Annotated in this window: 14 protein-coding genes and 1 pseudogene; 9 read left to right on the top strand and 6 right to left on the bottom strand. The window is 62.7% G+C overall.

Annotated features, from left to right (window positions below; all coding sequences use genetic code 11):
- Positions 1-14: 14 nt before the first annotated feature.
- Positions 15-1,427 (bottom strand): amidase, encoded by a 1,413-nt coding sequence (locus tag HGQ17_RS04055; protein ID WP_168886678.1) that lies wholly within the window; start codon positions 1,425-1,427, stop codon positions 15-17.
- A gap of 51 nt (positions 1,428-1,478) precedes the next feature.
- Positions 1,479-2,468 (bottom strand): D-2-hydroxyacid dehydrogenase, encoded by a 990-nt coding sequence (locus HGQ17_RS04050; protein ID WP_168886677.1) that lies wholly within the window; start codon positions 2,466-2,468, stop codon positions 1,479-1,481.
- A 69-nt stretch (positions 2,469-2,537) separates the two neighbouring features.
- On the opposite strand from HGQ17_RS04050, the gene HGQ17_RS04045 reads away from it, so the two are divergent.
- The 4 genes from HGQ17_RS04045 to HGQ17_RS04030 all read left to right on the top strand — a co-directional run bounded on the left by HGQ17_RS04045 (position 2,538) and on the right by HGQ17_RS04030 (position 6,705).
- Entirely contained in the window at positions 2,538-3,221 is a 684-nt protein-coding gene (locus HGQ17_RS04045; RefSeq protein ID WP_168886676.1) for a GntR family transcriptional regulator, read from the top strand.
- A 118-nt stretch (positions 3,222-3,339) separates the two neighbouring features.
- A complete protein-coding gene (locus tag HGQ17_RS04040; RefSeq protein ID WP_168886675.1) occupies positions 3,340-4,077 on the top strand; it encodes a TetR/AcrR family transcriptional regulator in 738 nt (245 codons plus the stop codon).
- A gap of 17 nt (positions 4,078-4,094) precedes the next feature.
- Entirely contained in the window at positions 4,095-5,048 is a 954-nt protein-coding gene (locus HGQ17_RS04035; protein ID WP_168886674.1) for an ABC transporter ATP-binding protein, read from the top strand.
- 1 nt (position 5,049) lies between these two features.
- Complete coding sequence (locus HGQ17_RS04030; protein WP_168886673.1) at positions 5,050-6,705, top strand: ABC transporter permease; 1,656 nt, start codon at positions 5,050-5,052, stop codon at positions 6,703-6,705.
- A 69-nt stretch (positions 6,706-6,774) separates the two neighbouring features.
- On the opposite strand, the gene HGQ17_RS04025 is transcribed toward HGQ17_RS04030, so the two are convergent.
- Complete coding sequence (locus HGQ17_RS04025) at positions 6,775-6,978, bottom strand: DoxX family protein (RefSeq protein WP_229503308.1); 204 nt, start codon at positions 6,976-6,978, stop codon at positions 6,775-6,777.
- A 47-nt stretch (positions 6,979-7,025) separates the two neighbouring features.
- Here HGQ17_RS04025 and HGQ17_RS15475 point away from each other — a divergent pair, with 47 nt between their 5' ends.
- Genes HGQ17_RS15475 through HGQ17_RS04015 form a run of 3 tightly spaced genes read left to right on the top strand, consistent with a single transcriptional unit; the run spans position 7,026 to position 9,163 of the window.
- Complete coding sequence (locus HGQ17_RS15475) at positions 7,026-7,148, top strand: hypothetical protein (RefSeq protein WP_267873136.1); 123 nt, start codon at positions 7,026-7,028, stop codon at positions 7,146-7,148.
- 26 nt (positions 7,149-7,174) lie between these two features.
- Positions 7,175-7,966 carry an MOSC domain-containing protein gene (locus tag HGQ17_RS04020; RefSeq protein ID WP_168886672.1) on the top strand — a complete coding sequence of 264 codons (792 nt, stop codon included), beginning with the start codon at positions 7,175-7,177 and terminating at the stop codon, positions 7,964-7,966.
- A 9-nt stretch (positions 7,967-7,975) separates the two neighbouring features.
- Positions 7,976-9,163: a GDSL-type esterase/lipase family protein gene (locus tag HGQ17_RS04015; protein ID WP_211090410.1), complete on the top strand. Its 1,188-nt coding sequence runs from the start codon at positions 7,976-7,978 to the stop codon at positions 9,161-9,163.
- Here HGQ17_RS04015 and HGQ17_RS04010 read toward each other — a convergent pair.
- Positions 9,084-9,641, bottom strand: a complete 558-nt coding sequence (locus tag HGQ17_RS04010; protein WP_168886671.1) for a thioesterase family protein — start codon at positions 9,639-9,641, stop codon at positions 9,084-9,086. The two genes, HGQ17_RS04015 and HGQ17_RS04010, sit on opposite strands and share 80 nt — an antisense overlap.
- A 74-nt stretch (positions 9,642-9,715) precedes the next feature.
- Here HGQ17_RS04010 and HGQ17_RS04005 point away from each other — a divergent pair, with 74 nt between their 5' ends.
- Positions 9,716-10,810: a serine hydrolase domain-containing protein gene (locus HGQ17_RS04005; RefSeq protein ID WP_168886670.1), complete on the top strand. Its 1,095-nt coding sequence runs from the start codon at positions 9,716-9,718 to the stop codon at positions 10,808-10,810.
- 18 nt (positions 10,811-10,828) lie between these two features.
- Positions 10,829-11,218: pseudogene (locus tag HGQ17_RS04000) on the top strand (SRPBCC family protein); the annotation flags it as partial.
- Positions 11,219-11,335: 117 nt separating this feature from the next.
- On the opposite strand, the gene HGQ17_RS03995 reads toward HGQ17_RS04000, so the two are convergent.
- A complete protein-coding gene (locus HGQ17_RS03995) occupies positions 11,336-12,196 on the bottom strand; it encodes an ABC transporter permease (RefSeq protein ID WP_168886669.1) in 861 nt (286 codons plus the stop codon).
- Positions 12,193-13,152 (bottom strand): ATP-binding cassette domain-containing protein, encoded by a 960-nt coding sequence (locus HGQ17_RS03990; protein WP_168886668.1) that lies wholly within the window; start codon positions 13,150-13,152, stop codon positions 12,193-12,195. The genes HGQ17_RS03995 and HGQ17_RS03990 overlap by 4 nt, the downstream gene beginning before the upstream one ends.
- Positions 13,153-13,173 lie beyond the last annotated feature (21 nt).

Raw genomic sequence — 13,173 nt, 5'->3', positions numbered from 1 at the left:
CCAGCCTATGCAGGTCAGGCGGACTTCGGCGGCACCGGCCGCGCGAAGGGCTCGCCCGATGCCTTCTCGTAGGCGCGGGCACCGCGCAGCACCAGGCGGTCCTGGGTGCGTGCTCCCACAAACTGCAGGCCCACCGGCAGGCCATCGGTCTTCGAGACACCGCAGGGCACAGAGGCCGCCGGCTGCTGGGTCATATTGAAGGGATAGGTATACGGAGTCCAGGAGGTCCAGATATCTCCGTCCCACCCCTCAGGGACCTGACGCTTGCAGTCGAAGGCTGTGATCGGCATGGTCGGGGTGACCAGCAGATCGTACTTCTCGTGGAAAGCACCCATGATCAGGCCCATATCCATCCGCACAGCGTTGGCGCTGAGATAGTCCAGGGCGGAGGCGTCCTGGTACTTCTCGATTCCTTTGCGCAGACCGGGGTCGATGTTCTCCAGGGCGTTGTCCCCGTAGGCTTCCAGAACTTTCGCGGCACCGGTGAACCACAGCACGTGAAAGGCCTCGATGGGATCACTGATCTGCGGGTCGACCTGTTCGACAATCGCCCCCTGGTCCTCGAGGACCTTCACGGCCTCATCGACCAGTCGCTGCACCTCGGGGTCGTTCTTACCGAAGCCCAGGTTCGGGGAGTAGGCGATCCGCAGCCCCTCGATACCGTCCTCGATCCCTTCAGTGAAAGAGCGCGTCTGGGTCGGCAGAGCCGACCAGTCGCGGGAGTCGAAGCCGGCGATGATATCCAGCAGCAGGGCAGTGTCCTTAACCGTGCGGGTCATCGGGCCACCATGGGCCAGGGTCCCGAAGGGTGAGGAGGGATAGAGGGGCACGGTGCCGTAGGTCGGCTTCAGCGCCACAGTCCCGGTGAAGGAGGCCGGGATACGCACCGAACCGCCGCCATCGGTACCCACTGACCAGGGGCCCATACCCGAGCCCACAGCAGCTGCAGCACCGCCGGAGGATCCCCCGGCATGGCGGCTGGAGTTCCAGGGATTGGTGGTCTCCCCATGGCGCAGGCAGTCGGTGACACCCTTCCAGGCGAACTCCGGAGTGGTGGTCTTCCCCAGGAAGACCGCACCGGTCTCGCGCAGCCGCGCCACCGCGGGGGCGTCATCGGGCCAGGGCCCGGTCTCCTCGATGAGCTTGCTGCCACGCAGGGTCGGCCAGTCCTTGGTCAGCAGGAGGTCTTTGATCGAGGTGGGCACACCGTCACCGGGGCCCAGGGTCTCGCCGTTCTTCCACCGTTTGGCGGATTCCTCCGCCATGGACAGAGCGACCTTCCGGTCCACCAGTACGAAGGCATTGAGGTCGCCGTCGCGCTGTTCAATCCGGTCCAGAGCGGCCTCGGTGGCATCCACCGGGGTGAAGCTGCCCTCCGAGTAGCCTTCCAGCAGCTCAACGGCTGTCAGTTCGGCGAGATCGGTCATATCCCCTCCTGTTTCTTCTTCAAACCGGTGAGCCGGCGTCGTCGTCGTTTCCTACTTTCCCGGCACGTAGCCGGCGGTCTTATCCACTACATTGCGCAGGGGCTCATCGGCCAGCCAGCGCTCGGCGTTGTCGAGGAACAGTTCGGCCAGCGCGTCCCGCCAGCCCTCGACGTCGCCGGACATATGGGATGCGATCATCACGTTCTCCAGCTCCCAGAGCTCGGAGGCCTGCGGCAGGGGTTCCTCGGCGAAGACATCCAGTGAGGCAAAGCCCAGGGGCCCCTCGCGCAGGGCCTCGATAAGCGCGGGTTCATCCACGCTGGGACCGCGGCCGATATTGACGAAGTGCGCACCGGGCTTCACAGCGTTGAGCACCTCTTCGCTGATCATGCCGGTGGTGGCTGGGGTCAGTGGTGCGGCGTTGACGATCACATCGAATGCGCCGGCGTGCTGAGCCAGGTCTTCGGAGAGCACGACGACGCCGAAGTCCTCATCCTGCTCGCGGGCCCGCCGTCCGGCTCCGGTCACCTCCAGTCCGGCGGCTTTGAGCACTCGGGCGATCTCCCGTCCGATCGCGCCTGTGCCGATGACCAGGGCCTTAGCCCCCTGGACGCGTTTGGTCTCCCGGTGTTTCCACTGTTTGGCGGTCTTGAGCCGGTAGTTGCCGGCAAAGTCCTTGGCCTCGGCGATGACCGCACCCAGAACCCATTCGGCGATGGGCCGGTCGAAGATTCCCTGGGCGTTGGTGACAGTGACCTCGGAGTCGCGCAGCTCGTCAAAGAGCAGCTTGTCCACACCGGCTGCGGCCACGTGGATCCACTGCAGCTCATCGGCGGCATGCCAGGCGTTTTTGACGGTATCGGAGAAGAAGTCCCACAGCAGCAGCCCCTGGGAGCCGGGGAGTTTCTCCGGCAGCTGCTCAGCGGTGGCCAGCCGGATCTCTGTCCGATCTTCGATCCGCTCGAGCCCAGGAGGGGTCGGACGCGGATTGTCCGGGTCGGAGGGAATGAGGACAGTAATGACCGGACGAGACTCTGACATGGGTGCTACATTAGAAACTCAATATGCAGATTGTCAACAATCCTGGCATCTACCGATCGGAGTTCCGAAATGTCCGCCGCTGAGCCGTTCAAACGGGTGCATCGCGAGTCCACCGCTGGGCTGATCACCCGGCAGCTTCGCGAAGGCATCATGTACGGCCATATCGCCCCTGGGTCCCAGCTCTCTGAGGCCGCCCTGGCCTCTCAGTTCGGCGTCAGCAGGGGCCCACTGCGCGAGGCGATGCAGCGGCTGGTGCAGGAGGGACTGGTGCGCGCCGAACCCAACCGCGGGCTCTTTGTTAAGGAGCTCGACGCTGAGGAGATCCGTGATCTCTACGTGGCCCGGATCGCGATCGAATCCGCGGCCGGGCGAGCCATCATCAAAAACGACGACGGCGAGGCGGTCGCCGCCCTGCGGGATGCCTATGACGCGATGCAGGCAGCGGCTGAGGCCGGGGATCTGGACAAACTCTCCGACGCCGACCTTCACTTCCACGAGATGCTGGTCGGCGCTGCCGGCAGCCCGCGCCTGCAGCGGATGCACGAGACTCTGATGGTCGAGACCCGGATGTGCCTCACCGCCCTGCAGGGTACCTATCAGGATCCCGAGGATCAGGTGGCCGAACACCGACGGATCGCCGAGGCCATTGCCGCCGGAGACGCCGCCGAGCTGGTGGAGGCCATTGAGTCCCATATGGAGGAAGCTTTGGACCGGCTGGTGCATGATGAAGCGGCTGTAGAGGGTTCTCACTGAACGCCGAGCGCCTCTTGTTCAGCACTCTTGTGGGCTGAACAGCCATTCAGCTACCGTCTTTCACATCAGGACTGAACACCAGTTCAGCCCCCGAATGATGTGAAGGGAGGTGGCGGTGATGGCCTATCAATACGGGGCCTCTAAGGCACGCGCGGGGCATAATCCCCTGGGCGCGGCAAGCACACATAACATCACCGGCACCGGCAATACCTCTCCTCCCGCACAGGAGGCATCAGCCAAGGAACGCATCCGGGATGCGGCAATCGAGCTCTTCGGTGAACTCGGTTTCAATGATGTGAGCCTGAAGACTATTGGCCGTCGGGCCGGAGTGTCGGCTCCTTTGGTGGTCCACCATTTCGGCTCCAAGACGGAACTGCGCAGGGCCTGCGACAGGTATGTCACTGAACGGTTTCATGCGGCGAAATTGGATGCGGTCCATCGCGAAGGCCATATGCCGCAGAACTACATCTTCCAGGTCATGCAGGAGTCCCGCCATCTGGTCCAATACATGGTCCGGGCCTTCACCGAAGGCGGGGAGGAAATCGACAATCTGTTGGATCAGCTTGTCGAAGATTCCCTGGTCTATACCGCCGAAGCTGAAGAACTGGGGCAGGTTCGCCCCAGTCAGAACAGGCGCCATCGTGCCGCTCTCCTGCTGCTGACAACTTTCGGCTCCATGATTCTGCATAAACAGATGAAACGCCTCCTGGGAGTCTCCCCAGTGGATGATCCCCCTGAGCAATGGGGCCCCTATATCGCCGCCGTCTCCGAGATCTATCTCAACGGCGTGCTCATTCCTGAGGCCTATCCGGACCTCGTGGACTTTGTTGAAGCTTTCTCCTCTCGAGAGGACTGAACACAGGAAGACACACTATGAACGAGAACTCTCCGGTCATCTATGCCGAAAACCTGGTCAAGGAATTCGGGCCCGTCCGAGCTCTGGATGACCTCAATCTGAATATCGCCCCCGGCGAGGTACACGGCTACCTGGGCCCCAATGGGGCTGGGAAGTCCACCACGATGCGTGTGCTGCTGGGCCTGCTGCGCCCGGATGCTGGGCGGATCCAGCTCTTCGGGCGCGATCCCTGGCGTGATGCGGTGACCCTGCACGAGCGCCTGGCCTATGTCCCCGGTGATGTGGAGTTGTGGCCGAATCTCACCGGCGGTGAGGTCATCGATATGTTCCTGCGTCTGCGCGGTTCCTATAACAAGGCCCGGCGCGATGAACTGATCGAACGGTTTGACCTCGATCCTCGGAAGAAGACCCGCACCTATTCCAAGGGGAACCGGCAGAAGGTCGCGTTGATCTCGGCCCTGGCCGCCGATGTCGACCTCCTGCTGTTGGATGAGCCCACAGCCGGCCTTGACCCCCTGATGGAGGCGGTTTTCCAGGAGGTCATCCACGAGGCCAAGGGGCAGGGACGCTCGGTACTGCTCTCCAGCCATATTCTGGCTCAGGTAGAGGCACTCTCGGATCGGATCTCGATCATTCGGGCCGGACATATTGTTGAGTCCGGGACCTTGTCGGAGTTGCGGCATATGACTCGTACGACCATCGAAGTGGAGACAACCCACTCGGCGGAGTCCCTAGCCAATCTGAGCTTTGTGCATGATTTCCGCACTGAGTCGGTGACTTCAGCCGGTGACCGCACAGTATTCGAGGTCGACGGCGATCATGTCCAGGAGGTCATGAACACCCTCACTCCTTTGGGGATCCGTTCGATCGTGGCCCACCCGCCGACTCTGGAGCAGCTGCTGATGCGCCACTACGGAGATGATCTCTCCGCCCGCGGGGTCAGCAATGGGACCACTAAGAAGGTGTCCTGAGATGAGCATGAAAGTAACTGAGGCACAGCATGCCCCAAGCCCCGCGGCAGGCCAGGCGACCCTATCCGGTACCGCCACCCTGCTGCGGTTCATGCTGCGTCGAGACCGAATCCGTACCAGCGCATGGGTTCTGGGTATCGGCCTTCTGGGCTTCTACTTCGCCAATGCCATCCAGCTCATCGCCGAGACCGAGGATGAACTGCGGGCAGTGACCGCTATGTTCGCCGATCCCATCGGGCGAATGATGACCGGACCCGGTTTCGGGATGGAGAACCCCACCCATGAGGCCCTGTTCTCCGCCGGCTATGTGCTCTACCTGTATATCCTCATTGCGCTGTTCAGTGTCTTCACTGTCATTCGGCATACCCGGGTGGAGGAGCAGACCGGCAGGGCGGAGCTGATTCGGGCAAACGTCGTCGGGCGTCATGCCACACTGACCGCGGCACTGATCCTGACCGTTGTGGCCAACCTCGTTGCTGCCGTGCTTATCTACGCAGCTGGCCTGGTTGGTGATTTCCCGGCCGAGGGCTCAGCCCTGGTGGCCATCGGTGGATTCGCCGTGGGTCTCTTCTTCGCAGGGACAGCTGCGGTGACGGCACAGCTCAGTGAGTCTTCCCGGGGTGCTTCAGGGATGGCTGGTGCAGTCATCGGCCTCGCATTCCTGATTCGGATGGGAGGCGACGCCGCCGAGGTCGGTGGCAATGCGCTGTCCTGGTTCTCTCCGCTGGCCTGGTCCCAGCAGACCGCCCCGTATGTTGAGGACCGTTGGTGGCCCCTGGTGCTGCCGGTGGCGTTCGCCGCGGTCTTGGTGTGGCTGGGCTATGCGCTGTCCACAAAGCGCGATGTCGGCGCCAGTCTCTTGCCGACCCGGTTGGGCAGGGCTTCGGCGAAGCCTTCTCTGGGCACTCCCCTGGGCTTGGCCACCCATACGCTGAAGGGCGGTCTGCGCGGTTGGGGCATTGCCCTGCTGCTGACCGGGTTGATGTTCGGCAGTTTCGCCCAGACCATGGTCGACGCTGCCGATGACCTCCCTGCGGAGATGGCGCAGATCATGCCCGGCGAGAACATGATGCTGGGTTACTTGGCCTATATGGCAGTGTTCATGGCGGTATTCATCGGTGCTGCTGGGGTCAGTGGACTGCAGCAGCTGCGCGGCGAGGAGAACCGCGGGCGGGCCGAATACGCGATGTCCGCTCCGGTGGGGCGTACCGCCTGGATGGGCGCACACCTGACTGTGCTGGTACTCGGAGTCCTGCTGATTCTGGTGCTGGTCGGCCTGGGGATGGGTCTTGGCGCGGTGGCCTCACTGGAGGAGGACGGCGGACAGTACTTCAGTGAACTGCTGCTGGCCGGAATCATGCAGGCCCCCGCTGTTCTGGCCCTGATCGGGATTGTCACATCCCTACTGGGCTGGTTGCCGAAGCTCGCCGGTGCCGTGGGCTGGGTCTTCGTCGGTTTCGGCGGTGTGATGTCCACCTTCGGTCAGTTGCTCGAACTTCCCGAGGCGGTATTGAACCTCAATATCTTCGGTCACCTCGCTGAGTATCCGGTGGAGGATATCGATTGGACTCCAGTTGGAGTGCTCATTGCCATCGGCGCTGTGGGTATCGCCATCGGACTGGTCGGCTTCAATCGCCGCGAGGTCAACCGGGTATAAAGCACCCCTGGTGAGTTTTTTGATGGGCTGGGCCTGCCGTTTCGGCACCCGGCCCATCAAACGCTCAGCTCACCCCAATGCCAGAAATGCCTCGGAACTGAAAGCCCGCCCCCAGGCGACAAACCCGGCCATGGCGATGAAGAACATATCCCCCAGCACACTGCCCCACTCCCGGCGAACCACCCGGACTGCCACGGCCCCGGTCATGAACATCATGAGCCCCAGCGCAGCCAAGGGCACTAACCAGATGGCAGTGTCGATCAGCGCAGGCAGAATTAAGCCAACTCCTGCAGCCAGCTTGATCAGCCCCAGGACTTTCAGTGCCCAGGTGCACCCACGGTGCCATCGAGCTGACCCTCACCGGACATCTGGGAAAACGCGAGGAGAACCGCACCCCCGGCCAGATCGTCGCCGACTACCTAAACCTCCTGAACCCCTCCTGAGCTCGCACTGTGGAAGGATGAGAGGCATGGCTGAGGTCTCTGCCCTATACCGTTATCCGGTCAAGGGGTTCACCCCGGAACCGCACCAAGAGCTGACTGTCCAGGCGGATGGTCGCATTACTGGCGACCGGGTGTTGGCCTTCCGGTTCGCCAGCGCCACTGAGCCGGAGGAGCGCGATGGCCTCGACTACTGGCCCAAGCGCCGTGGTCTTGCCCTGATGACGTTCCCCTCAATCGCTCGACTGCGCCTGCGGCTGGAAGATAACCAGCTGCAGATCCGCGATGCCGCCGGTGACTTCTCCATCACCGAGGAACTCGACGACGCCGGGCGCACCAGGATCTGCGAGGAAGTAACCTCCTGGCTGCGGACCACAGATGATGCCAAACAGCTCGACCGCGAGGACGTGCTTCCTCTGAAGTTGGTAGGCGATACCGAAACCTCACGGTTCCAGGACCGAGGACGCGGGTTCATCTCCCTCCATGGGGAGGCCTCGGCTGCTGATCTCGGGCGGGTGATCCCCGGCGCTGAGGATAACCGCCGATACCGGTCCAATATTGTGATCTCCGGAACCGGCCCCTGGGAGGAGCTGGACTGGCAGGGAAGACTGCGGATCGGCGAGGTTGAGTTCACCGTGGAGGCCCCGATTGTCCGCTGTCTGGCCACCCACGCCAATCCCGATACTGGGGACCGGGATGCTCCGGTGATGCCCACCCTGGTCAAGGAGTTCAATCAGAACGACCCCACCCTGGGCATTCTGCTGCTGCCCGATGGTGAGGGTGGACCGATTTGCGTCGGTGATCCTGTCCAACCGGTATGAGGTCATACTGTGCTGCGCACTGAGATCTCCGCCGAGATGGTCCATGGGGCTGTCGAATTGGAGCGGACTGCGCAGGGGCTGCTCCCCCACCGGTTGACATCGGCCTCACGGGCTCAGTTGGGCGGACCCGTGGAGCCCAAAGTCTTCAGCGATCCTTCCGGGGTGCGACTGCGTCTGCACACGGAGGCCACCGAGCTTCAGCTGATCGTCTGGCCGCAGCGGGAGGCCCCAGAGGCTCACGGGGCCGAAGGCGTCCCCTTTGTTTACGATATTTGGTGCGATAACACCCTGGTGGCTCAACAGGAGGTTGAGCTGGGAGAAGACGGCCGCGGCGTCGTCGTAGTTCCCCGGTTGCAAGCAGGGGCGAAGACCGTGGAGATCTGGCTGCCCTACCAGGAGTGGACAGTCCTCGGCGCGGTTCTCTCCGAGGCTCCGGTTCAGCCGGCTCCGGTCGACACTGGGGCAGTGCAGTGGGTGCACTACGGCTCCTCCATCAGCCATGGGTACGACGCCGTGGGCTCCAGTCACGCCTGGCCGGCTGTCGCTGCCCGGGGCGCGACTCACCAGGGCGTGGATGTGGCGCTGACGAACCTCGGGTTCGCCGGGAACGCCAAACTGGACCCCTTCGCTGCACGGACAATCCGTCAGCTGCCTGCCGATGTCATCTCCCTGAAGATCGGCATCAATGTGGTCAACGGGGATTCCCATACCCTTCGGGCCTTCACCCCCGCCCTGCATGGTTTCTTGGACACACTGCGCGAGGGTCGGCATGAGCAGACACCCATTGTGGTGATCTCACCGCTGTGGTGCGGGATCCACGAAACCACCCCCGGACCGGTGGAGTCCTATGAACAGCCCGATGACAGCGGGAGGCTGCGGAAGTACTTCCGCGCCACTGGCGATCCGCAGGACCCCAATCGGCCTACCCTTGAGCAGATCCGGGCAGAGGTGGAGCGGGTGGTTCGACTGCGAGCGCAGACTGATCCGCGCCTGCTCTTCCTCAACGGTTTGGAGCTCTATGGAGCCCAGGACGCTCAGCGCCTACCCCTGCCTGATCTGTTGCACCCCAGCCATGAGGCGCATCAACTGATCGGCAGTCGATTTGCTGCCGAGTTGGTCAGAATTTTCCGTGCGGAGCTGGCTTCCGGGAGGCCGGCAGGGCAAACTCGCGACGCCAGGCCTTCAGTTCCTCGCTGACCTCGAAGTTCTCCGGTGCGGGGTGGCCGTTCTCGGCGGCCATCTCCAGGATCTCCTCGATGGTGACGGGGCCGTTGTCACCCACCAGCCGGCCAGCAACATAGGCCCGCACATAGATCTCACCGTCGACCACTACCCGGTGCTCAATGTAGAAGCAGCGATCGTCGACGCCGATGAGCTTGGTGTAGATCTGGAATTTGGTCCAGAAGTTCACTGACTTCCGGAAGGTGATCTGCTCGGCCTGGACCACTGGGTGCCAGCCGCGTTTCCGCGCTCCAGCCCACAGCCCGGAGCGGACCATCATGTCGAAACGTCCCAGGTCGAACAGGGAGAAGTACTGCCCGTTGTTGATATGCATCAGGAAGTCCACATCAGTGGGCAGAGCCCGCAGGGTGATCTCCGTGGATTCCCAGGGCGAGGTGCGGGGCCGGCGTCGTGCTTTGAGCAGAATCAGCAGGGTACGGAAGATCACATGCATACCCTCAGGTTACTACGCAGTAAGTTCACCGGGAATTCATTGCTGAGCAGGCACTGAGGGGTAATGTTCATCACATGACCTCACCGCAGAAGCACTCCCCCGGATTACTGGCCGCTGAGGAGAACTCAGTGCCCCCGGAGGTGGATGCGAAGCTGCGCACTGTGCTTCGGCGTCTGGTCAAACGGGGTGCTGTCCAGCATGCCAGCCTCGCCCTGGCCAGTGGAGACGGCAGGCGTCACTGGGCTGCGGCAGTGGGACCGGCTGATGAGTCGGGAACAGCCATGCGACCACAGACTCCATTTTTCATCGCCTCAGTGACCAAACGATTCACCGCCGCCCTTCTGCTGCAGGCCGTCGAACGGCAGGAAGTGGACCTCAGCGCTCCCCTGACCCAGTACCTTCCGGTGGAGATCACCCAGGGCCTGCACACCTACCGAGGCAAGGACTACATCTCCCAGATCACCTTGGGCCATCTGGCCACCCATACCTCAGGGCTGCCAGATCATTTCGAGAAGCGCCAGGGCGCCAAGAGCCTCTATGACCATATGGCTGCCGGGGAGGATATCGGCTGGGACTTCACCCAGATGTTGGAGATCACCAGGGATCAGCAGAAACCGCATTTTGCCCCACAGGACCTCAGTACCAAGCGCCAGAAGGCCCGGTATTCCGATACTGGGTTCCAACTACTGATCCGCGTGCTGGAGACTGTCACCGCTGAGAGTTACGCCGATCTACTGACCCAGCGCATCACCGGACCACTGGGTCTGTGGAATACTCAGCGACCCGGCACACTGCGCAGTGCCCAGTTGAGCCGGAAGGGGAAGTGGATCCGGGTCCCGGAGCTGATCAGCTCCAGTAACGACCTCATAAGCACCCCCGGAGAACTCATCACGTTTCAGCGAGCACTGCTGAATGGAGAAATCTTCGACGACGCCGCTACCGCGGGCCTGCTGACCCGGCGCAGGAACCGGCTGCGGAACATTCCTATTCTCAGATATGGGCTGGGGACGATGTACTACCGCGGGCTGATCGGTCATTCGGGGGCCACTGGCACCTGGCTGTTCTACTCCCCTGAGCGGGATCTCCATCTGGCTGGCACGGTGGATCTCACCACCGGCCAGTCGCTGCCTTTCCGGCTGCTGCCAACTCTGCTGCGAGCCTGGGAGTGAGACCGCTGGGCCTCTACTATGGACCCCATGCCGCAGGTGACTGCTGAAGTCTGGGTCCCGGTGCCTCCGTCGGTGGCATTTGATGTCTCGCAGACCACCGGGGAACTTCGCCTGCGCTGGGACCCCTTTATCCGGCACCAGCATTTCTTGGATGAGGCGAAGCTCCCGGACAAAGGGATACGGACCTACACCAAAGCCCGGCTTGGTCCCAGGATGATCAGCGAGTACGTCTCCTACCGGCCGCCCACCTCAGTGGGCATGGTGATGAATCAGGGACCGTGGTTCTTCCGCAGTTTCGCCGGCGGCTGGCGGTTCAACCCCGAGGAGCGTGACGGCACTGCCGGGACCCTGGCACGGTGGAAGTACACCTTCACCACCCAGCCGGCCTGGTTGCGGCCCCTTGGTGACCGGCTGGGGAAGGTGATTCTGACCCGGGAGATCAATCAACGCATCTCTGCCTTCGCGAAGCCTGTCAGGACCCCGAGATCCTGGCCGCTGTGGGCTATTCGGCCTAGGCAGATACCCTTATCGGCTGAGCAGCCGGTACTGACGCACTGCCAGCGGCAGGAAGATCAGGATGATCACTGCCGGCCAGATGATCGCGGCGCCGATGGCATGCCCATCGATCCAGTAGGAAGGCTCCAGGGCTTGGATGCCGGGGGTCTCAAAGAGCTCACGGATTGCCGTAGCTGTTGAGGAGACTGGGTTCCATGCCGCGATGGCGCCCAGCCAGCCGGGCATCATCTCCGGTGGGGTGAATACCGAGGAGATGAACCCCAGGGGGAAGGCCACTGCAAAGAGCATGCCTGCGGTTTCGGTGTTCTTGATGCACAGTCCCAGATAGATTCCGACCAGGATCAGGGCCAGGCGCAGCCACAGCAGCAGCACGAAGGCCAGCAGTGTGGCGGTGAGGCTTCCGCCGGAACGCCAGCCGATCAGCAGTGCAACACCGGCGATGACCACCAGGTCAATGGCTGCGCGGATGACATCGGAGACGGCACGGCCGGTCACTGGGGCCGATGAGGACATCGGCATCGACCGAAACCGGTCCATGAAGCCTTTCTCCTTGTTGTGGGTGACCGCATAGGCGGTGTCCATGAAACCCAGGGCCATAGTCATGGCGAACATTCCGGGCATGGCGAAGTCCACGTATCCTTCACCGGCGCCCTGGCCGGTGACATCCATGGCGGAGCCGAAGACGTAGACGAACATCAGCACCATCACCACTGGAAAGCCGATCTGCCAGGCGAAGGTGGAGGGCTGACGCAGCAGGTGGGTGAACTCCTGGACCACAATGGTCCAGCAGTCACGGATGGACCAGATGAACCGGGATCCGCTGGTCTCGGGGGCGGTGCTGACCGCGGGTGCAGACTGGGTGGTGGTCATGAGGTCTCCTGGGGTGCAGTTTTGGCGGTCAGATGCAGGAAGGCTTCGTCCAGGGTGGGGCGGCGCAGCCCGATATCAGCGATCTCGATTCCCTCAGCACTGATCGCTGCGGCTGCCGAGGTCAGGGCCGAGACTCCATCGGTGACCAGCAGACTGAATTTTGTGCCCTGGTCCTCTTCGGCTGGCTCGGCTGAAAGTACCTGCTGCAGCAGAGCTTTAAGTCTCAACCCCTCGGCGGGATCGGCGACGGCGACTTCCAAGCGTTCCTGGCCGATGCGCTGTTTGAGTCCGGCAGGAGTGTCTTCGACGAAGTTCATACCGTGGTCGATGACGCTGATCCGGTCGCAGAGCTTATCCGCCTCGTCCAGGTAATGGGTGGTCAGCAGGACTGTGGTGCCTTCGGCGGCCAGGTTCTGCACCGCCTCCCAGACTTCGCGGCGACCAGCGGGGTCTAATCCCGTGGTGGGCTCATCGAGGTAGAGCACTTCGGGAGCAAGGATCATCGAGGCCGCAAGATCCAAGCGGCGCCGCATACCGCCGGAGAATTTCTTCGGCGTCCGACTGGCAGCCTCAGTGAGTCCGAAGACCTCCAGCAGTTGATCGGCCCGCTTTTGGGCTGCTGATTTGTCCAGCCGGAAGAGCCTGCCGAACATGGTCAGGTTCTGCCGGGCACTGAGGAGGTCATCGACTGCGGTCTGTTGGCCGGTCAGTCCGATTCTGCGCCGTACTTCCCGTGGCTGGGCGGCGACGTCATAGCCGGCGACCTCAGCCTGCCCGCCGTCGGGTGTGGTCAGGGTGGAGAGGATGCGCACTGTGGTGGTCTTACCAGCACCATTGGGCCCCAGCAGGCCATGCACGGTCCCGCGGGGCACCTGGAGGTCCACACCATCCAGGGCCCTCTTCTCCCCGTAGCGTTTGACCAGGCCACTGGCCTGGATCACGAATTCTGGAGGCATATCTCTCAACTTTCAGATTAT

This window comes from Nesterenkonia sedimenti (assembly GCF_012641515.1).
GTDB classification, from domain to species: Bacteria; Actinomycetota; Actinomycetes; order Actinomycetales; family Micrococcaceae; genus Nesterenkonia; species Nesterenkonia sedimenti.
The sequence above is the reverse complement of the archived record's forward strand: the minus strand, read 5'-3'. Positions and strand labels throughout refer to the sequence as shown.